Below are 19,758 nucleotides of genomic sequence, written 5' to 3'. Positions count from 1 at the left end.
GCCCCGATGACCCGACCCCTGCGCGTCCTGCACGTCAGCCAGCCGGTCGACGGCGGTGTGGCCGGCGTCGTCCGCACGCTGTGCGCCGACCAGCACGACCGCGGCTGGGACGTCCGGCTCGCCTGCCCCGACGGTCCGCTCGCCGACGCCGCCCGCGCCGCGGGGGTACCCGTCGAGACCTGGGCGGCGACCCGCTCACCCGGCCGGTCGGTCCCCGCGGAGGTCCGGACGCTGGCCCGGATCGTGGCCCGCACCGCACCGGACGTCGTGCACCTGCACTCGTCGAAGGCCGGGCTGGCCGGGCGGCTCGCCGTCCGCGGCCGGGTCCCGACCGTCGTGCAGCCGCACGCCTGGTCCTTCGACGCCGTCGCCGGGCCGGTCGCCCGCGCCGCCCGGACCTGGGAGCGGGTCGCGGCCCGCTGGACGTCGCTGCTGCTGTGCGTGTCCGCCGACGAGCTCGCCACCGGCCGCGCGGCCGGGATCGGCGGGGCGGCCGTCGTCGTGCCGAACGGGGTCGACCTCGACCGGTTCACCGCGGCCGGACCCGACGACGCCCGCACCGCGCTGGGCCTCGACCCGGGACCGTGGGCGCTGTGCCTGGGCCGGGTCACCGCACAGAAGGGCCAGGACCTGCTGCTCGACGCCTGGCAGTCGGTCCGTGCTCAGGTGCCCGGAGCGCGGCTGCTGGTCGTCGGCGACGGCCCGGACGCCGCCACGCTGCGGGAGCGCTGCGCGGCCGACCCGCTGCTGCGCGACTCGGTGTCGCTGCACCCGGCGACGACCGACCCCGCGCCATACCACCGGGCCGCGGACGTCGTGGTGCTGCCGTCGCGGTGGGAGGGCATGCCGCTGGTGGCGCTGGAGGCGATGGCGAGCGGGCGCCCGGTCGTCGGGTTCGCGGTGACCGGGATGACCGAGGCGGTCGGACCGGCGGGGCGGACCGTCCCGCCCGGTGACGTGGCCGCCCTCGCCGACGCGGTCGCCCTCCGGCTGGCCGCGCCCGACCTGGCCGCCGGGGAGGGCCGGGTGGCGCGTGCCCGGGCCGAGGAGCTGTTCGACCGGACCCGGGTGACCGCACGGGTCGCCGCGCTCGTCGCGGCGCTGGCCGGGCGGGAGTGGCCGACGTCATCCCCGCCGGGCGCGGCTCCGGGAAACGGATCGACGTCCGGGAGCGACTCCGGAGTAGCCGGATGATCGACCGGCCGGAGCAGCGGGGGAGGAACGCGGTGAGCAGGTCGAACGGCGTGGTGCGTGATCGGCACGTCCCGGGCGCGACGCCCGTGGACCCCGGCCCGCCGCCCGCCCGCACGGGCCCGGCCGCCGGGCCGCGTCGCCCGGGTCTGCGGGTCGCCGCGGTCGCGGTGCTCGTGGGCCTGCTGGTGACCGCGCTCGTCGCGGGGGTGTTCGCGCTGCTGCCCGGCCGCTGGGAGGGCCGGGTGGGGCTGCTCGCCCTGCCCTCGGGCTCCACCGGCTCCGCGCTGATCAGCGAGTCCGGGGTGTCCACCAGCTACGGCGAGGTCGTCACCCTGGCGATGCCGTCGATCGCGGACCTGGTGACGTCCCCGTCGACCCTCGCCGCCGTCGCCGCCGCGGTGCCCGGCTCCCCGCCGCCCGACGAGCTGGCCGGCGACGTGTCGGTGGAGCTGCTCGCCGGTTCCGGCGTGGCCCGGGTGTCGGTCCGGGCGGGCTCCCCGGAGCTCGCGGCGCGCCTGGCCGAGGCCTTCGCCGGCCGCGTTGCCGCCGCCGACCTGCTCGCCCCGGCCGGCACCCTGCGGGTCCTCGACCGGCAGGCCACCCTGCTGGAGAAGGGCCCGGACCTCGCGCTCGGCGTCGGGCTGGGTCTGATCGCCGGGACGCTCGCCGGGCTGGGCACCGCCGCGGTACTGGTCCGACGGGTGCGCGCCCGCCGCGGGGACGCGCGTCGCTCGGTGCTCTCGACGCTGGTCGCGGCCGGGCACGGGATCGTCCCGGTGCTGAGCGCCCGCGACGCCGACGCCGGTGAGCGCCTCCTCGTGCTGGCCCGTGCCGCGGGAGGCCCGGTCCGGGTTGCCGCCGGGTCGCCCGGCGTCGCCGACGCGGTGCTCGCCCTGCAGTCCGACCTGGCCCGCGAGCCCGGCACCGGCGCGGGCGGGGGGACCGACGAGTCGCTCGTGCTCGTCGTCGACCGCGCCGCGGACGGGGCCGACCTCGACGCCGCGGTCCGCGCGCTGCGCCCGGGCACCCGGGTGCTCGCCGCCGTCGTGTCCTGAGATGACCGTGACGCCGACCGGGGCCGGCACCGGACCCGACACCGGTCTCGCCCGCAGCGCCACCCGCGGGACCCTGTGGCTCGGCCTGGTCAACCTGCTGGCCAAGGGCAGCCAGATCGTCCTGACGGTCGTGCTCGCCGCGTTCCTCACCGAGTCCGAGCTGGGCCTGGTCACCGTCGCCGTCGCGCTGGTCGGTGTCGGGCAGATCGTGCAGTCGATGGGCGTGTTCGACATCGTCGCGCGCACCGACCGCGACCCCGACGTGATGGCCGGCGTCCTCATGACGGTCTCGGTCGGCATCGGGGCGCTGCTGGCGCTGGCCGGGCTCCTCGGGGCCGCCCCGATCGCGGCCGCGACGGGCGCTCCCGAGGCCGAGCCGCTGGTGCGGATCGCCGCGCTGTCGCTGCCGTTCACCGCGGCGGGCGGCGTGCAGATGGGGCTCATGCACCGCGCCCTGCAGTTCCGCCGCCGGATGGTCCCCGACGTCGGGTCCGCGCTGGTCGCCACGGTGCTCGCGGTGTCGCTGGCGGCGGGCGGGTTCGGCGCGCTCTCACTGCCGGTCGGCCTGCTCGCCGGTGCCGTGGTGCTGCCGCTGCTCGGGGTCGCCGCCGGGGTGCGCATCCGTCCCCGCTGGGACACCGCGGCCGCCGCCGAGGCGCTGCGCTGGACCCGGGTCGTCGGGCCGGGCGCGGTCGTCGCGGTGCTGCTGGTGAACGTCGACTACCTCGCGGTGTCCCGGACACTCGGCCCGCACGCGGTCGGCGTCTACTCGCTGGGCTTCCGGATCGCCTGGGCGCCGTACGTGATGGTGTCGCTGGTGCTGGGCGCGGTGTCGTTCCCGGTGTACGCCCGGCTGCGTCGCGAGCGCCGCGACCTGCGGCCCGCCGTGACCCGGTTCGTCCGCGCGCTGCTCGTGCTCGCCGGGGTGCCCTACGTGGCGTTCGCCCTGCTCGCGGAGCGGATCGTCGTGCTCGACGAGCGCTGGGCCCCGGCCGCGCCGGTGCTGGTGGTGCTCTGCGGCTACGGCATCGGGTTCGGCGTCCAGTACATGCTGCAGGAGGTCGTACGGGCCGTGGACCGGCCCGGTGCCTACCTGCTGCTGCAGCTCGCCCACCTGGCGCTGCTGGTCGCCGGGCTCGCGCTGCTGGTCCCGCACGGTGTCGTCGCGACGGCCTGGGCGCAGCTGGTCGCGGTGTGGCTGGTGGTCCCGCCCGCGCTGCTCGTGCTGCACCGGGCCGGTGGCCTCCCGCGGGTGTGGCCGGTGCTGCGGACCGCGGGCGGGCTGGTCGCGGCGCTCGTCGCGGGCGGGCTGGCCCACCTCGCCGTCCGCGCCGCGGGGGCCGACGACCCGGCCTCGGTGCCCGCGCTGCTGGCGGCCGGCACCGCCGTCGTCGTGACGGTGGCCGCGGTCGTCGCGGCGACGAACCTCGACCTGCTGCGCGACCTGCGCGGCGGACTGCGCGACGCCCCGGACGACGGGGCCCGCCCGACCGACCAGGAGGTGGGGTGATGCTCGCACCCGCGCACCGTCTGCACGCATTCGTCGAGTGGCCGGGCGAGCCGCTGCACGTCGGCGACACCCCGGTCTACGTCGACTTCACCACCAGCGTCCTCGACCGGGACCGGCTGCTCGCCGGCGGCGCCGCCAGCGAGATCGACCGGGGACACGGCGCGCTCGCCGCCCTGCGCCGGAACCTGCGCCGGGTCACCAACCCCGACGGCGGCACCCGTCGCAACCTCGACGTGTTCCTCGACCGGCTCCGCGCCCGGCACACCCGCCCGACGGTGCTCGTCGTCGGGGGCGGGGAGATCGGCAACGGCGCGGACCGGCTCTACTCCGACCCTGGCGTCGAGGTCCTCGCCTTCGACATCTACGCGAGCCCGCACGTGCAGTTCGTCGCCGACGGGCACCGCATCCCCTTCGCCGACGGCGTCGTGCACGGCGTGGTGGTGCAGGCCGTGCTGGAGCACGTCCTCGACCCGGCGACGGTCGTCGCCGAGATCCACCGCGTGCTCGTCCCCGGCGGTCTCGTCTACGCCGAGACCCCGTTCCTGCAGCAGGTCCACGAGGGCCCCTACGACTTCACCCGGTTCACCGAGTCCGGCCACCGCTGGCTGTTCCGCGGCTTCGACCGCATCGGGTCCGGGGTGGTCGGCGGACCCGGTGTGCAGCTGATCTGGACGGTCGGCGCCGTCGTGACGGGCCTGACCCGCTCCCGGGCCGCCGGGCGGGCGGTGCGCCTCGCGCTGTTCTGGCTGCGCCTGCTGGACCGGGTCATCCCGCAGCCCTTCCAGTCCGACGGCGCCAGCGGCGTCTGGTTCCTGGGCGCGCGCTCGAACACGCCGCTGCCCGCCTCGGCGATGCCCGGCGAGTACCGGGGCGCCCAGTGAGCTCCGCGGGGCCGCCGCGGGTCGCCCTCGTCCTCACCCAGGACCGGGGAGGGCCGGTCGAGGTGTGCCTGGCGCTGGCCCGCGAGCTGCACCGCACCGGTGCCGCGACGGTCCGGGTGTTCGGCCCGCGCCCCGCCCGCGGCCCCGGTGTGCCGGACGGGCTGTTCACCGAGTCCGGGGTGGGGGACAAGACCGACGTCGCCGCGGGCCGCGCGCTGCTCGGCCGGATCGCGGACTGGGGACCGGACCTGGTGCACGCCCACGACCGCCGCGCCGGCCTCGTCCTCGCGACGGCGGCGTGGCGACGGCGCCGCCCGCGGCTGCTGCAGACCTACCACGGGGTGCCCGAGGACGTCGGCGAGGCGTGGTTCCGCGGCACCGCCGGGGCACCCGCCCCGTCGCGCTACACCCGCGCGACGCTCGCCGCGGACGCCGTCGTCGGGCGGGTGCTGGACCGCACCGTGGTCTGCGCCGAACCGATGCGCCGCTTCCTGTCCGGACGGCTGCGGCTGCCCGCACGGCGCCTCGTGCACATCGACAACGGCCTGGACCTCGGCCCGTCCGACCCGCCCGCCGGGCCGGTGCGCCACCTCGTCACGGCCGGGCTTCTGCTGCCCCGCAAGGGGATCATCGACCTGATCGACGCGTTGGAGCGGCCCGGGGCGTTCCCCGCCGACGCGACCCTCACCGTCGTCGGCGACGGCCCCGAGCGCCCCGCGATCGAGGCCCGCGCGGCCGCCTCGGGCGGCCGGATCCGGCTGCTCGGGTTCCGGGCGGACGTGCCGGAGCTGATGCGGGCCGCCGACGCGGTCGTCGTGCCGTCGCGGATGGAGCAGCAGCCGCTGGTCGTGATCGAGGCGATGGCCGCGGGCAAGCCGGTGCTCGCGACCGACACCGGCGACACCGCGACGATGCTCGCCGCCCCCGGCGCCGCCCGCTTCATCGCCGCCCCCGGCGACCCGGAGTCGCTGGCGACGGCGCTGCGCGCGCTGTTCGCCGACCCCGACCCGGGCCTGACGGGGACGCTCCTCGCCGCCCGGGCCGCCGAGCGGTACTCGGCCGCGGCGTCGGCGCGGTCGCACCTGGCGCTCTACCGTTCGCTGCTCGGCCGGCCGGGGCCGGACGGACGGCTCATCGTCGTACCAGGACCGTCGCGTCGGCCGACCCGACGGTGACCGTGCCCCCGGCCTGCGCCCCGTCGACGGTCCGCAGCCCGTCCGGGACGGGCACCTCGGCGTCGTCGGTGGTGGGGTTGAGCGCCACCCAGCCGCCGGCGAACCCGCGGGTCCACACGCCGGTGCGGCCGTCGCGGACCGCGGGACCGCTCGCCGCGCCCAGGTCGAGCGACCGGTAGCCCGACCACTCGGGACGGGAGTAGTCGCGGGTCGTCGACGGCGTCCAGCAGGTGCGGGGGCCGCCGAGCAGGGCGGCCCCGGCGAACCCGGCCCGCTCCGCCGCGCCGGGCCGGGCCTCGGGCCGCCCGGCGGTCGCGGTGACCAGCAGGGTCAGGTCCTGCGGCGGGGCGGCGAGCATCTCGTCCCACTGGTGGCCCTGCCAGGTGGTCAGCGCGCCGTCGTCGCCGTACTGGGCGAAGTTCTCCTCCATCGCCCCGCCGAAGCGCGCGTGCCGGGCCCACCGGCCGGGGAACAGCCGCGCCTCGGACAGGTTCGGCACGAGCACCTTGCCCCGCTCGGCGAGCGCGGTCCCGGCCCGGGTCACCAGCGCGTCGAGCCCGTCGCGCAGCAGGGCGTCGGTGGCGGCGGCGTCGGCGGTCCCGGCGACCACGGCGTCGGAGTAGAAGCGCAGCGAGGACATGTCGTTGTCGGCGAACACGCCGTCCCAGCCGTCGCGGACGGCCTCGGCGACGACGCGGTCGGTCCAGGCCCGCTGGTAGCCCTCGTCCCACACGGTCATCTGCCAGTGCTGCGGGTAGGGCGCCCATTCGATGCGCCGGCCCGCGATGTCGGTGGCGAACCAGGCCGGGTCGGCGGTGGCGCCGTCGACACCGGTCGGCAGGAGCCCGCCGTGCAGCCCGACCTCGGCGTAGCCGCGGGTGGACGACAGGTCCTTGTAGACGAGCAGCGTGATCCCCGGGTCCTGGGCGCGCAGCCGCCGTGCGACGTCGGTCTCCCAGGCGTTGAGGACGACCACGCCGTAGCGCCCCGCCGCGTAGCGGACCTGCTCGTCGGTGGGGGTGCCGCCGGTGGCGACCCACAGCCCGCACACCGCGGGGGCGGTCGCGGGCTCGGTGCCGGGCGGCGCGGGGGGAGCGGCCGCGGCGCCGCAGCCGGCGAGCACCGCCACGACCAGCACGAGCGTGACGAGGACGCGGCGGTGACACACGCTCCCGATCATGCCAAGATCCCTGCCCCGGGGCGTAGGGGACGGGAGGGGCCGCGATGACGGAACGGGCGGTCGTGACGGGCGCGTCGAGCGGGATCGGTGCCGCGTTCGCCCGCGAGCTGGGCCGCCGCGGGATCCCGGTGCTGCTGGTGGGACGCGACGCGGACCGGCTGGACGACGTGGCGGCCGGGGTGCCGCGGTCGCGGACACTCGTCGCGGACCTGGCAACCGAGGCCGGTCTGGCCGCCACCGAGGAGGCCATGGCCGGTGACCCGGTCGGGCTGCTGGTCAACAACGCCGGGACGACGGGGCCGGGCACCCTGTCCGAGCACGCCGACCGCGACATCGACGCCCAGGTCGCGCTGAACCTCACCGCGGTGGCGCGGCTGTCGCGGGCCGCGCTCACCCCGATGCTGCGCCGTGGCCGGGGCGGGATCGTCATGGTGTCCAGCTCGGCGGCGGTGCACCCGACGGCGGGCACCCCGGTCTACTCGGCGACGAAGGCCGCGGTCGAGGCGCTCGCCGGGGCACTGCGGCACGAGGCGGCGCCGCGCGGGGTGCGGGTGACCGTGGTGCGCCCGGGGTTCACCCGGACCCCGTTCCACGACCGGCACGGCGAGGACGTGTCCTGGGTCCCGGCGTGGCGGTGGGCGACCCCGGAGCAGGTGGCCTCGGCCGCGCTGGACGCGAACGACCGGGACACCGCGGTGGTAGAGGTGCCCGACACCCGGCTGCGCGACGCCGCGGGCCGCGTCCTGGGGCCGGTGAAGCGGATGCTCGGCGGGCACAGTCGTCACTGAAGGTGATCGTTCGGTGGCGTAACGCCGCTGTTCCTGCCGGTCGGCGCGGCGCGGGTCGTGGTCATCGCGACACCCCGTAACAACGATCAGTGGTGCGACGACCTCGCCCGTGGTGCGGCCGATCGGGCCGCCGGCCGCGAGGGAGCCACTGGTGGACGTCGAGACGACCGCGCTCGAAGGTGTTCTGCTCTTCCGGCCGAGCCCTTTCCGCGACGACCGCGGCTTCTTCTCCCGCACCTACGACGACGCCGTGGCGCGGGAGTGGGGCATCACCCGCGCCGACTACGTCCAGGACAGCCAGTCCCGCTCCGGGCACGGGGTGCTGCGCGGGCTGCACGGCCGCAACCACGGCGGCGAGGGCAAGATCATCCGGGTGGCGCACGGCGCGGCGCACCTGGTCGTCGTCGACGGGCGGCTGGAGTCACCGACGCTGGGCCGCCACGTCGCCGTCCGGCTCGACGACCACGACCTGGTCTCGATCCGGGTGCCGCGCCGGATGCTCGTCGGGTTCCAGGTGGTCGGCGAGGTCGCCGACGTCTGCTACGCCATCGACCGCGTGCACGACCCGATCCAGGCCGTCTCGGTGCACTGGGCGGACCCGGACCTCGGCGTCGACTGGCCGATGCCGCCGTCGGCCACCAGCGAGCGGGACCGGGTCGCACCGTCCTGGGCGGACTACCTGCGCACCCTCGACGGCGCCCCGGTCGAGGTCCCGGCCCCGCGCGGGGAGGCGGGCCGGTGACGGTGTGCCGGTTCTGCGCGGGGGCCGACGGCGAGGTCGTGCTCGACCTCGGCGTCCAGCCGGACTGCAAGACCTTCCCGCCCGCCGCCGACCCGGGCCCGGACACGGTGTTCCCGCTGCGCATGTGGCTGTGCGACGCGTGTGGGCTGGCCCAGCTCGCCGAGGACCCGGGCGGGATCGAGGAGGTCGTCGGGCTGGAGCCCGCGGCACTGGTCGAGCAGGGCCGGGCCGCCGTCGCCGCGCTCGCCGCGGCCGGGGTCGTCGGACCGGGCGTGGGCTTCACCGAGTACGGCAGCCCGCACGGCGGCTCCTGGGTTGCCGACCTGACCGCGACCGGCGCCACGCCGGTGGCGCCGGGGGAGCGGGCCGACGTCGTCGTCGACAACCTCGGTCTCATGCACGACGCCGACCAGGCCGCGGCCCTGCGCGAGCGGGTCGACCGGCTGCGGCCGGGCGGGACGCTGGTGGTCGGGTTCCACACGCTGCGCGCGATCGTCGACGGGGCGCAGTGGAACGACCTGCGCCACGGCCACTTCGCCTACTACTCGACACCGGCGCTGGCCGGGATGCTGGAGACGGTCGGTCTCACGGCGGTGCGGGCCTGGTGGTTCCCGCTCTACGGCGGCACCGTGCTGCTCACCGCGCGGGCCGGCGGTGAGCCGGAGGACTCGGTGCGGGCGCTGGTCGCCGCCGAGGACGCCGCCGGCATGCGCGACGCGGCGACGGTCGCGTCGCTGCAGCGGGCCGCGGACCGGACGACGGCCGGGGTGCGGGGGTTCCTGGAGGCCGAGCGCGCCGCCGGGCGCCCGGTGTGGGGCTACAGCGCGGCGTCGCGGGCGGTGGCGCTGCTGTCGCGGGCCGGGATCGGACCGGACCTGCTGACCGCGATCGCCGACGGCTCGGCGGCCAAGCAGGGCAGGCGCACCCCGGGGACGGCGATCCCGATCGTCGCCCCGGACGCGCTCGTCGCGGCGGCGCCGCGGTCGGTGCTGCTGTTCGTCGACGACCTGCTCCCGGAGGTGCGGCGCGCGCTGCCGCAGGTGGAGGCGACCGGCGGCACGTGGCTGCTCCCCGACGCGGTCCCGGTCCGGGCGTGAGGAGGGGGCGGCACCGGACGCGCGAACGCCCCCGCCTCACGGGAGGAGGCGGGGGCGTTCGTGGAACGTCTCCCGGCGGACCGTCCGGGGACGGAGCGCAGGGATCAGCGGCGCCGCAGCAGGGCCGAGGTGAGGCGGGCGGCGCGGCCGGCCGAGCGGCCGGCGGCGGAGCCGGTGCGGGCGTGGAAGGCACGGCAGGCGGTGCCGCAGATGCCGCAGTCGGTGCCGGCGCGGTAGTGGTCGTGGGCGTCGCGCTCGTGCCCGCAGCGGCACAGGTCGACCGCGACCGGGGTGGCCGCGACGGGCGGCAGCGCGCCGTTCTCGGCGGCGCCGCGCGGCGCCGGGATGGCGACCCGAGCGGAGCCGGTGTCGACGGTGGCGGGGGTCTCGGGCGTGACGCTCATGGGTTCCTCCTCGGTCCGCGACGGCCGTGTGGCCGTTCTGCCCGTGACGTCGCCTGGGCCGTCCGGACCATTAGCGAGAGGGCCGTCGGTTCCCCACATCTGATGACACAGCACCCCTCTGTGATTGCGCTGTGTGCGCACTGAGCCGCTGACCTGCGACGACCGGTGACGTTGTGCGGCATCGGGAGTGGGACCGTGCGGTGTCACGTAACGCCGGACGCCCGGTGGCGACGAACCGGACGACCGTCCACGGAGATCGAGGAGACCCGATGCGCAACGCCGTCCCCCCGACCCGGCACGACGACGTCGTGCCCGGCCTGCGCGACGGGCGGCCCCGGCGTCGCGGGCGGCGGGTGCTCGCCGTCCTGCTGGCGCTCGTGCTCGTGCTGCTCCTCGCGGTCGGGGGCGTGGTCGCCTACCTGACCTCCAGCATCGGCGGCGGCATCGCCCGCATCCCGGACGCGTTCCGCGGGATCGACGCCGGCAGCCGTCCGGCGACGTCCGGCGGCACCACGTTCCTGCTCGTCGGCACCGACTCCCGCGCCGAGGCCCCCACCACCGGCACCGACGCCGCCCCGGGCGTCGACGCGGGTTCCCAGCGCTCCGACGTGATCATGCTCGGCACCCTCGCCCCCGACGGCGAGCACGCGAGCGTCGTGTCCATCCCGCGCGACTCCTGGGTCGACATCCCCGGCCGCGGCATGAACAAGATCAACGCCGCCTACGCGTTCGGCGGCGCCCCGCTGCTCATCGAGACCGTGGAGAAGCTGACCGGGGTGCGGGTGGACCACTTCGGCGTCGTCGACTTCGCCGGGTTCACCTCGCTCGTCGACTCCGTCGGCGGCATCGACGTGCAGGTGGCGCAGGCGACGAGCAACGCCGGTGTGGACTTCCGGGCGGGGGAGAACCACCTGGACGGCACCCGGGCGCTGGCCTACGTGCGCCAGCGCTACGGCCTCCCGAACGGCGACCTCGACCGGGCCGCCCGCCAGCAGAACGCCATCAAGGCACTGCTCGCGACGGTCCAGGAGAAGGCCACGACCGACCCGGCCGCGCTCTACGCGTTCGCGACCAGCGTCGGCGACGCGGTGAGCGTGGACGACTCGCTGTCCAACACCGGGCTGGTGCAGCTGGCCCTGGAGAACCGCAACCTGCGCGGCTCCGGCGTGGCGTTCGTGACCGCGCCGGTGGCCGGCCTGGGGCGCGAGGGGGAGCAGTCGGTCGTGTACCTCGACGAGCGGCGCGCCGCGCAGCTGTGGGGGGCGGTGCGCAACGGGTCGGTGGCGCAGTACGCGGACCTGAACCCGACGGAGGCGCTGAGCGCGACGCCGTCCTGATGACTGCGTCGGCTCACTCGAGCCCGACGGTCAGGACGAGGCACACCCCGATCCCCATCGGGATGGCGAACGCGAGCCACCACAGGCTGCCCGGGGGCGCCCAGAGCCAGGCCGGCGGGCCGGCCAGCAGCCCGAGGAAGAACCAGCCGACTCCGGCGAACAGGATGCCCGATGCGCCGTCGAGCTCGAACGACGTGCGCCAGGCCGTGATCGTGCCCGGCAGGAACGCCCCGGCGAGGAGCCCGGCCGCGGCGAACCGCCAGTCGCCGAGCACCGGCCCGGCGACGAGTCCGGCCACGGCGGGGAGCACGAGCGCGAACAGGGCGACGACGTCACGGGGCAGCGGGTGCGGGACCCGCACGCCGGGGCGCGGGTGACCGTGGGCGTCGAGGAACATCCAGGTGTAGCCCGACGCCATGACGCAGAGCAGTGCCGCACAGAGCCCGAGGACCGCGGCCCGGCCGAGACCGGTGACCCAGCCGACGACGAGGCCGGCGGCGAGCAGGACCCCGGCCGCGGGCAGCAGGACCGGCGCCGACGGGTTGGGTGTTCGCATCCCCACCTCCGGCGAGGAGGATCGGCTGCCCTCGCAGCCGGTGTCAACGGGGCCGGGGACCGCGAGCCGGTTCCCGGCCCCGGGACGCGGTCAGGCCCAGATCTTCCAGGGCGCCCGGCCGCGCGCCCACAGGCTGTTGAGGTACTCGAAGTCCTTGAAGGTGTCCATCGCCGACCAGAAGTCCTCGTGGCGGTGCACGTTGAGCTGCCCGTCGCGGGCCAGGCGCTGCAGCGGCTCGTGCTCGAGCCACACGCCGTCGTCGCCGGGCTCGCCGAGGTAGGTGTCGAGGAACTCGCGGCGGAAGGCGAAGTACCCGCCGGAGACGAAGCCGGTCACCTGGGTGGGCTTCTCGTTGAACTCCACGACCCGTTCGCCCTCGACGTTCATCTCGCCGAACTTCGACGTCGGGTGCACCCCGGTGACGGTGCCGATCTTCCCGGACTGCTCGTGCTCCTTGGCCAGGGCGGTGATGTCGACGGTGCCGACGCCGTCGCCGTAGGTGAGGAAGAAGTTCTCGGTGTCGACGTACTGGGCGATCTTCCGGACGCGCGAGCCGGTGGCGGCCTCCAGGCCCGTCTCGGCGAAGGTGATCTCCCAGTCCTCGTCGACGCCGTTGTGGAAGTCGATCCGGTGCCGGTCGGACATGGACAGGGTGAAGTCCGCGGAGCGGGCCCGGTAGTCGAGGAAGTACTCCTTGATCGCCCAGCTCTTGTACCCCAGGCACAGGACGAAGCGCCGGAAGCCGTGCTCCCGGTAGGTCTTCATGATGTGCCAGACGATCGGCCGGTCACCGATCTCGACCATCGCCTTGGGCAGGCTCTCCGATGCCTCGCGGATGCGGGTGCCCTTGCCTCCGCAGAGGATGACGACGGGGGTCTGGGGGTCCATGGGGGTCTTCCGTTCCTTCGTGGGGAGCGTGGTGGGGCGACGGCGTCGTAGTGGTGCAACCGAACACCACTACCGCAGTGTTATCGCCCGCGGGCTGTTCGTCGTCTCACATCGGACGGAACCGGACAGCGGGGATCGGACCGGTCACGACCGTCCGCAGGTCATCCGGGAACCCGCTGTGGACCGGACGGTCGGCCCGTCGCTTCCGTTTCGGAAACGACGGGCCGACCGCCGGAGGTCAGGAGCGGGCGTCGACGAGGTCGAAGACCCGGATCCGGCCCGCCGGGCGGGCCGCACACGTCAGCGGCCGGTCCACCTCCAGGAACCGCTCCCGCACCTGCACCACGCAGTCCGGGTGGTGGAACGCGACCCGCCAGGACGTGTGCCCGGGGGGCCGCCCGTCGGAGTCGACGTCCGCGACGCGCAGGTCGTCCACCCCGGTCGCGCCGGTGACGGCACGCGCGTGGTGCTGGGCGGCCTGCACGGCGGGCGGCAGCGCGGAGCGCCCCCGCAGCAGACCGGGGACGACGAGCCCGCGTCCGTACTCCCGCACGACGGCGGGCCCGTCGGCCGGGGTCACGCCGCCGTAGGTCAGGCCGTGGGGGAGCAGCACCAGGGCGGGGGCGAACCGGCAGCCGCCGATGTGGCTGCACTCCCAGGTGCCCTCGGGGTCGTCGGCGACGAGCGCGGCGGCGAGCGGCCGACCGCGGACGGCGCAGCAGGCGTCGTGCCGGCCGTGCGCGCAGACCAGCACCAGCGGGTCGGGGTGCGGGTCGCCGTGGGCGTGGACGGCGGCGGCCAGCTCGGCGGGGGAGGACCAGATGCCGGTGCGGACGTCCTCGTGCCCGGGCCGGGCGTCGACGCGGAACCAGCGCCGCCCCGGCTCGACGGTGTCGCGGTCCCGGCGCCCGGGCCGGCGCACGAGCACGACCCGCGCGCCCACCTCCCCGGCCCAGGCCCCGAGCGCCGCCGAGACGGCGGGGTCGAGCCCGGCCAGGGCCTGACGCGGCCACGGCCCGGGGTGCTCGACGAGGAACCAGTGCCGCGCGGGCGGGGCGGTGCCCTCCGCCGGGTCACCGGCCGTCTCGGCGAGCTCGGCGCAGCGCTGGTACTCCCGGGCCGCGGTCACGCCGTGGCCGGGACGAGCACGCCCTCGCGCAGCAGCCGCCGGACGAGGACGATCTGGTCGTCGGCGTCCAGCCCGGGCAGGTCCCCGACGGTGTGCGTTCCGCCGCCGAGCAGGGCCGCCAGAGCGGGTGCGACGACGGCGGGCAGCGTCAGCGTCTTCTCCGCCAGTTCCAGCACGACCCGATCATCACCCGGGACGAGGCGGTGGTGCACCCCGAGACGCCGGCGCACGGTGTCCCCGGGCGCGAGATCGCGGGCGAACGCGGCGGCGGCGACCGGCCGGACCGGCTCCGGACGCCCGCCGGACCACACCCGGCCCCGGACCCGGCGCGACACGTCCTCGGCGGGGACGGCGGCGAGGGCACCGGTCAGCGCGGCGCGGACCGCGTCCAGGTGCGGGGCGAGCTGTTCCGGGTCGGCCAGGTCGACGCCCAGCGGCAGGCTCGCGCGCAGCCGCTCGTCGGAGGCGACCAGGCCCAGCAGCGACTCGACCAGCGCATACCGGGTCACCACGTGCACGCCGACGGTCAGGTGCGCCGAGACGTCGCCGAGTGCGGTGGCGGAGTGCAGCCAGCCGCGGGGGAGGTAGAGCACGTCGCCGGGTTCGAGGACCCGGTCGATCACGGGCTCGTCGTCGCGGGCGCGGGCGGCGACGGCGTCGCCGTGGTCGCTCCAGGGCTGGCTGCGCAGCGGGTCGGTGTGGACCGGTGCGTGGACGCGCCAGTGCTTCTGCCCGGCCAGCTGCAGCACGAACACGTCGTGCACGTCGTAGTGGGCGGAGAAGCCCTGGGACTGGGGCGGGGTGATGTAGGCGTTCGCCTGCACCGGGTGGCCGAGGTCCTCGGCGAGCGCGGTGCAGAAGTCGATGACGCCGGGCCAGACGCGGTGCAGCGCCTGCAGGACGACGGTGCTGCCGTCGCCGAACAGCGCGGCGACCCTGTCGTCGCGGACCTGGTCGCCGATCTCGGCGCCCACCCCGCCCGGGCCGGTGAAGTCACCCGAGCCGACGACGGACCCGTTGCGGGCCAGCCGCAGGAACGGGGTGCGCAGCCCGCGACGGGACAGCAGCTCGTCGACGCCGTCGAGGTCGAGCAGGTCGCGGAACGCGCCGGTGTCCGCGCCGGTGCGCAGCAGCGCGGTGGTGCCCCAGTGCCGGGCGCCGAACGTGTCGGTGTCCGAGCCGACCAGCCGCGCGAGGGCGCCGTTCCCGGACGCCGCACGCGCGCCGGCCGGCGCCGGGGTGCCCGCGGGGGGCGATCCGGCACCGGCCGTCGGCTCGCTCAGCTCAGTTCGCACCGCTGTCGGCGCCACCGTCGGCGCCGCCGTCGTGCTGGCCCGGGGTGCCCTCGCCGGCGCCGGAGTCCGCGGGGCCCTCGGCGCCGGAGTCCGCGCCGCCGTCGGCGCCGCCGTCGTGCTGGCCGGGGGTGCCCTGGCCGGCGCCGGAGTCGGCCGGGCCCTCGGCGCCGGAGTCCGCGCCGCCGTCGGCGCCGCCGTCGTGCTGGCCGGGGGTGCCCTGGCCGGCGCCGGAGTCCGCGGGGCCCTCGGGGCCGGAGCCGCTCGAGGTGGTGATGTCGTCGTCGTTCAGAGCCATGGTGGTCTCCTGGGTCGGTCGGGAGGGTCGGGGAGCGGCTACCCCACCGGGAGCCCGGCCATGCGCGCGCACGCACCTCGGAACGACGACGGCGGCGGCGCAGGCTGTGGGAGTGCTGCCACCGGACCGCGAGGACCCTGCGCCGGAGGTGCTCCGATCCCGCTGAGACGAGGGACCCGTGCTGGTCCGAGGAGGCTCGCCATCGGGACTCTCGTCAGAACTGACGATGCGCGACCCACACATCCGTTCGGCGGGCATGGACTGCCCCTACCGTGGGGCTCCACGGAGTACGGAACCGCGGGGGAGGGACCATGACGTCGCTGGACGAGCGCGCCGAGGCGCACGAACGGGTGCCGATGCCGCCGCGATCGTTCCCCACCGGGTCGACGGCACGCCGGCCGCAGGTCCCTGCGCAGGCCGGGGCGGACGACCGCTTCCGGATCCTGGTCGTGTGTACGGGCAACATCTGCCGCTCACCCGCGGCCGAGCTTCTCCTGCGGTCCCTGCTCGTCGGACGGCTCGGTGGGCGGGAGGCCGCGCGGGCGGAGGTGTCCAGCGCGGGCGTGGCCGCCGTCGTGGGGTCGGGAATGCACCCGCTGTCCCGTGCTGAGCTCGCGCCCTGGGGGCTCGACGCGCGCGCCGAGGGGTTCCGGGCCCGCCAGCTCGACGATCGCACCGTGGCCGGGGCCGACCTGGTGCTCGGCGCCGGCGTCCGGCACCGCTCCACCGTGCTGGAGCGCCACCCGTACCTGCTCGACCGCACCTTCGCGCTGCGCGAGTTCGCCCGCCTCGTCGAGGCCTCCGACACCGCCGTCCTCCCGTCGGACCTGGTCGAGCGCGGCCGGGGCCTGGTCGGCCTGGCCCGCGCCGCTCGCGGCACCGTCCCACCCGCCGACGACACCGTCCCCGACCCGATGGGCGGACCCGAGGCCGCACACCACGAGGCGGTGCGACGCATCTTCGCGGCCGTGCACACGATCGTCGGCGAGCTCGCCCCGCGGCCGGCCGGCGCGCGCGTTCAGTAGGCGCCCCGCCCGCCCAGCACGGCACCCACGGTCTTCCAGAGGATCAGCAGGTCTAGTGCGGGAGTCCAGTTCTCGACGTAGCGCAGGTCGAGGCGGATCGACTCCTCCCAGGTGAGCGAGCTGCGTCCGCTGACCTGCCAGAGCCCGGTCATGCCGGGTTTGACCAGCAGGCGGCGTCGGGCGTCGTCGGCGTAGGCGGCGACCTCGTGCGGGAGCGGTGGGCGTGGTCCGACGAGGCTCATCGACCCGCCGAGCACGTTGAGCAGCTGCGGCAGCTCGTCGACGGAGTAGCGCCGCAGGAACGCCCCGACCCGGGTGACCCGCGGGTCGTGGCGCATCTTGAACAGCGGGCCCTCACCGTCGGGGACCAGCGCGTTGCGCAGGGACTCGGCGTCGATGCACATGGACCGGAACTTCAGCATCCCGAATGTCCTGCCGTGGGTGCCGACGCGTTCCTGACGGAAGAACACCGGGCCGCCGTCGACGCTCTTCACCGCCGCCGCGACGAGCACGAACAGCGGTGCCGCGAGGACGAGCAACAGGCCCGCGCCCAACCGGTCGGCGACGTGCTTGAGCAGCCGCGCCGGCGTCGACGGCCGTGGTCGAGACAGCCGCAGCAGCGGCAAGCCGTCGACCGGGGTGATGTGCATGCGTGGCCCGGCGATCTCCATCAGCCCCGGGTCGACGGCGAGCTCGACCGCGGAGCCCTCCAGCTCCCAGGCCAGCCGGTGCAGACGGGCAGGCCCCCAGCCGGGGGCACGGCACACGGCGACCACCCCGTGCGACCCCGCCGTCGCGAACCGGGGGACCGAGTCCAGGTCACCCAGCACCGGCACGCCCTCGATCGCGGGGCCCGCCCCGGCGGGGACGCACACTCCGGTCACGACCCAGCCGAAGTACGGGTCCCGGCGGGTCCGCCGGACCAGCCCGGCGACGGCCTCCTCGTCGCCGACCGCCAGGACCGCGGTCAGCCCGCTGCCCCGGCCGCGGTGCCGGTGCAGCACCTTGCGGAGCCCGAACCGCACCCCCATCAGGGCCGCCCCGGTGAGCGGGACCAGCGCGAACACCCATTCGCGGACCGACTCCACGAGCAGCCCCAGCCCGATCATCGCGAGCGCGACGTCGGCCAGGAGCACGGCGCGACCGACCCGTGCGAACTCGGCCGACCCCTGTCCCACCACCACCGGATCCCACGCCCGCGCGGCGGGCAGCGCCAGGGCGAGCAGCACCGCCGCGACGGCACCGGAGCCGATGCGCGCCAGATCGGCGGTCGGCTCCCCACCCAGGCCGGCGACCACCGCCACCGCGACGGTCACCCCGACGACCGTCAGGTCGGCAGCCACGACCGTCCGCACCGGGCGGTGCAGCCAGCGCGGCAGGGCCGGCGCCGCACCGACCGTCGTGGTCGTGCTCCCCCCGGTGGACGTGATCATGGGCATCGTCGCCGCCTCCTGGTGCGCGGTCCGTGTTGCGACCTCTCTCGCACCGTGGCGGCACCACGTTAGCCGTCCTGCGGTCCGATTCCGACAAAACCGCTGGCCATGCACGATTCGCAGCCGGATGCGTGCGATCAGTAAGGATCATTCCTCCCGACGGAGTACCGCGAGATCCTGCCCGTAACGACTCGCGGATTCCGACGAAGTCGTTGGCACGAACGCGGGGTGAACCTCCGGCGACGGTGCCACGGCGGCGCCCACCGCCGGGGTGCACCCGACCGGTACGGGTCGAGCTGGAGGTCTCGGGTGATGACGGTCGCAGGCTGTCTGCGCATCCTGCGCGAACGATGGCTCGTGGTCCTTCTGGCCACCGTTCTCGGTGCCGTCGCGGGCGGGGGCGCGTTCCTCCTGCTCCCCCCGACCTACACCGCGCACGCCACGCTCTACGTCTCCGCACGCGCCGCGGTCGACACCCAGCAGGCCTACCAGGGGGCGCAACTGTCCGAGCAGCGCGTCCGGTCCTACACCGCGCTGGTGACCGGCCGCCGGGTGACCTCCGACGTGGTCGCGGAGCTCGGTCTGCCGGAACGCCCCGAGGACCTGGCCGACCGGATCACGGCCACCTCCGCGGAGGACTCGGTGCTCATCGACGTCGCCGTCCGGGACGGCGACCCGGGCCGGGCCGCACAGATCGCCAACCGGATCGGCGAGGCGATGACCGGGATCGTCGCCGAGATGGAGACCCCACCGGGCTCCGGTGCCCCGGCCCCCGTCGCGCTGCGGGTCGTCGAGCCCGCCGTCGCACCCGACCGGCCGTCGTCGCCGGGACTGCTGCTCCTGCTCACCGTGGGCACGACGGTCGGACTCGCCCTCGGCTGCGGTGGGGTGCTGGCACGACGGCTCCTCGACGTGTCGGTGCGCTCCACCGAGCGTCTGGAGGAGGTCAGCGGCGTGCCCACCCTGGTGTCGGTCCCGACCGACACCGCACTGCGCGGGTCGCGGCTCGTCACCCCCGGGGCCGTGACCGGGCCGTTCGTGGAGGCGTTCCGCCGACTGCGGACCACACTCTCGTTCATCGACGTCACCCGGCCGCGCCGGGTCGTGCTCGTGACGAGCGGCGGCTCCGGGGAGGGGAAGACCACCACCGTCGTCAATCTCGCCGCGACGCTGGCCACGGCGGGACGCCGGGTCCTCGTCGTCGACGCCGACCTGCGTCGCCCCGCCGTCGCGGAGTCGCTGGGCGTGGAGCCGACCGTGGGTCTCGCCGACGTCCTGCTGGGACGGGTGTCGTTCGAGCGGGCGCTGCAGCACGCCGGGTCCGCGGGGGTCTCGGTCCTCGCCGCCGGGTGTCCCGTCCCCGATCCGGGTGAGCTGCTGGCGAGCGACGGCATGACCGCGCTGCTGGCGTCGGCCCGGTCCCGCTTCGACGTCGTCCTCGTCGACACCGCGCCGCTGCTGCTGTTCACCGACGCCTCGGCGCTGGCGCCCGCGGCGGACGGTGTCCTGCTGGTGTGCCGCTACCGCACGGCGACGTATCCGAGGGTCGCGGAGTCGCTGCACGCCCTGGCCACCGTCTCGGTGCGTCCGCTGGGGACGATCCTCACCGCGACCCCGCCGTCGCACGACGCCGAGTACGCCGGCTACCGGCGCGAGCAGCGTGCCGTGCCCGGCGCGGTGGAGAGGACGACCCCTGCCGGCCCCGTACAGCCGGCCAGGGTGGAGTCCGAACCACGGGTCCGCACGTGACCGACGCGGCGACGCCGGTACGGAC

19 protein-coding genes are annotated in these 19,758 nt (G+C 76.1%); 11 read left to right on the top strand and 8 right to left on the bottom strand.

The annotated features are described in order from the left end of the window. Window positions 1-6: 6 nt before the first annotated feature. From ND486_RS09605 to ND486_RS09585, 5 genes are read left to right on the top strand one after another with little or no spacing between them, the layout of a single operon-like run. Window positions 7-1,194, top strand: a complete 1,188-nt coding sequence (locus ND486_RS09605; protein ID WP_251783937.1) for a glycosyltransferase — start codon at window positions 7-9, stop codon at window positions 1,192-1,194. Between the two features lie 32 nt (window positions 1,195-1,226). Continuing rightward, window positions 1,227-2,249, top strand: a complete 1,023-nt coding sequence (locus ND486_RS09600) for a hypothetical protein (protein WP_251783933.1) — start codon at window positions 1,227-1,229, stop codon at window positions 2,247-2,249. Window position 2,250: 1 nt separating this feature from the next. After that, a complete protein-coding gene (locus ND486_RS09595) occupies window positions 2,251-3,759 on the top strand; it encodes an oligosaccharide flippase family protein (protein ID WP_251783932.1) in 1,509 nt (502 codons plus the stop codon). Continuing rightward, on the top strand, window positions 3,759-4,640 hold the full coding sequence (locus ND486_RS09590; RefSeq protein ID WP_251783931.1) for a methyltransferase domain-containing protein: 882 nt from the start codon (window positions 3,759-3,761) through the stop codon (window positions 4,638-4,640). The genes ND486_RS09595 and ND486_RS09590 overlap by 1 nt, the downstream gene beginning before the upstream one ends. After that, a complete protein-coding gene (locus tag ND486_RS09585) occupies window positions 4,637-5,815 on the top strand; it encodes a glycosyltransferase family 4 protein (RefSeq protein ID WP_251783930.1) in 1,179 nt (392 codons plus the stop codon). Before ND486_RS09590 ends, ND486_RS09585 begins: the two co-directional genes overlap by 4 nt. Here ND486_RS09585 and ND486_RS09580 read toward each other — a convergent pair. Next, complete coding sequence (locus ND486_RS09580) at window positions 5,772-6,995, bottom strand: putative glycoside hydrolase (protein ID WP_251783929.1); 1,224 nt, start codon at window positions 6,993-6,995, stop codon at window positions 5,772-5,774. The genes ND486_RS09585 and ND486_RS09580 overlap by 44 nt on opposite strands. Window positions 6,996-7,039: 44 nt before the next feature. On the opposite strand from ND486_RS09580, the gene ND486_RS09575 reads away from it, so the two are divergent. The 3 genes from ND486_RS09575 (at window position 7,040) to ND486_RS09565 (ending at window position 9,622) form a co-directional block, all read left to right on the top strand. Beyond that, window positions 7,040-7,783 (top strand): SDR family oxidoreductase, encoded by a 744-nt coding sequence (locus tag ND486_RS09575; RefSeq protein WP_251783927.1) that lies wholly within the window; start codon window positions 7,040-7,042, stop codon window positions 7,781-7,783. A gap of 151 nt (window positions 7,784-7,934) precedes the next feature. After that, window positions 7,935-8,525: a dTDP-4-dehydrorhamnose 3,5-epimerase gene (locus tag ND486_RS09570; protein ID WP_208819724.1), complete on the top strand. Its 591-nt coding sequence runs from the start codon at window positions 7,935-7,937 to the stop codon at window positions 8,523-8,525. Then, window positions 8,522-9,622 carry a class I SAM-dependent methyltransferase gene (locus ND486_RS09565; protein WP_251783925.1) on the top strand — a complete coding sequence of 367 codons (1,101 nt, stop codon included), beginning with the start codon at window positions 8,522-8,524 and terminating at the stop codon, window positions 9,620-9,622. The genes ND486_RS09570 and ND486_RS09565 overlap by 4 nt, the downstream gene beginning before the upstream one ends. Window positions 9,623-9,726: 104 nt before the next feature. Here ND486_RS09565 and ND486_RS09560 read toward each other — a convergent pair whose 3' ends face one another. After that, window positions 9,727-10,026 carry a hypothetical protein gene (locus ND486_RS09560; protein ID WP_251783924.1) on the bottom strand — a complete coding sequence of 100 codons (300 nt, stop codon included), beginning with the start codon at window positions 10,024-10,026 and terminating at the stop codon, window positions 9,727-9,729. Window positions 10,027-10,295: 269 nt separating this feature from the next. Between ND486_RS09560 and ND486_RS09555 the strand changes: the two genes are divergently transcribed. Continuing rightward, window positions 10,296-11,363 carry an LCP family protein gene (locus ND486_RS09555; RefSeq protein WP_251783923.1) on the top strand — a complete coding sequence of 356 codons (1,068 nt, stop codon included), beginning with the start codon at window positions 10,296-10,298 and terminating at the stop codon, window positions 11,361-11,363. Window positions 11,364-11,376: 13 nt separating this feature from the next. Here the strand turns inward: ND486_RS09555 and ND486_RS09550 are convergent, their stop codons facing one another. The 5 genes from ND486_RS09550 to ND486_RS09530 all read right to left on the bottom strand — a co-directional run bounded on the left by ND486_RS09550 (window position 11,377) and on the right by ND486_RS09530 (window position 15,526). Continuing rightward, a complete protein-coding gene (locus ND486_RS09550) occupies window positions 11,377-11,919 on the bottom strand; it encodes a hypothetical protein (protein WP_251783922.1) in 543 nt (180 codons plus the stop codon). 90 nt (window positions 11,920-12,009) lie between these two features. Next, window positions 12,010-12,807, bottom strand: a complete 798-nt coding sequence (locus ND486_RS09545; protein ID WP_251783921.1) for a glucose-1-phosphate cytidylyltransferase — start codon at window positions 12,805-12,807, stop codon at window positions 12,010-12,012. A 238-nt stretch (window positions 12,808-13,045) separates the two neighbouring features. Further along, complete coding sequence (locus ND486_RS29675) at window positions 13,046-13,936, bottom strand: sucrase ferredoxin (RefSeq protein WP_251783919.1); 891 nt, start codon at window positions 13,934-13,936, stop codon at window positions 13,046-13,048. Then, entirely contained in the window at window positions 13,933-15,231 is a 1,299-nt protein-coding gene (locus ND486_RS09535) for a JmjC domain-containing protein (RefSeq protein WP_251783917.1), read from the bottom strand. Before ND486_RS09535 ends, ND486_RS29675 begins: the two co-directional genes overlap by 4 nt. Beyond that, complete coding sequence (locus ND486_RS09530; protein ID WP_251783916.1) at window positions 15,221-15,526, bottom strand: hypothetical protein; 306 nt, start codon at window positions 15,524-15,526, stop codon at window positions 15,221-15,223. The genes ND486_RS09535 and ND486_RS09530 overlap by 11 nt, the downstream gene beginning before the upstream one ends. A gap of 311 nt (window positions 15,527-15,837) precedes the next feature. On the opposite strand from ND486_RS09530, the gene ND486_RS09525 reads away from it, so the two are divergent. Further along, a complete protein-coding gene (locus tag ND486_RS09525) occupies window positions 15,838-16,551 on the top strand; it encodes a hypothetical protein (RefSeq protein ID WP_251783914.1) in 714 nt (237 codons plus the stop codon). Here the strand turns inward: ND486_RS09525 and ND486_RS09520 are convergent. Then, window positions 16,545-17,990, bottom strand: a complete 1,446-nt coding sequence (locus ND486_RS09520) for a sugar transferase (RefSeq protein WP_251783912.1) — start codon at window positions 17,988-17,990, stop codon at window positions 16,545-16,547. The two genes, ND486_RS09525 and ND486_RS09520, sit on opposite strands and share 7 nt — an antisense overlap. Window positions 17,991-18,296: 306 nt before the next feature. On the opposite strand from ND486_RS09520, the gene ND486_RS09515 reads away from it, so the two are divergent. Further along, the gene (locus ND486_RS09515) at window positions 18,297-19,733 is read left to right on the top strand and encodes a polysaccharide biosynthesis tyrosine autokinase (protein WP_251783911.1); all 1,437 of its coding nucleotides are present in this window, start codon (window positions 18,297-18,299) and stop codon (window positions 19,731-19,733) included. Window positions 19,734-19,758: the final 25 nt, after the last annotated feature.

This window comes from Pseudonocardia sp. DR1-2, from assembly GCF_023717215.1.
GTDB classification, from domain to species: Bacteria; Actinomycetota; Actinomycetes; order Mycobacteriales; family Pseudonocardiaceae; genus Pseudonocardia; species Pseudonocardia alni.
The sequence above is the reverse complement of the archived record's forward strand: the minus strand, read 5'-3'. Positions and strand labels throughout refer to the sequence as shown.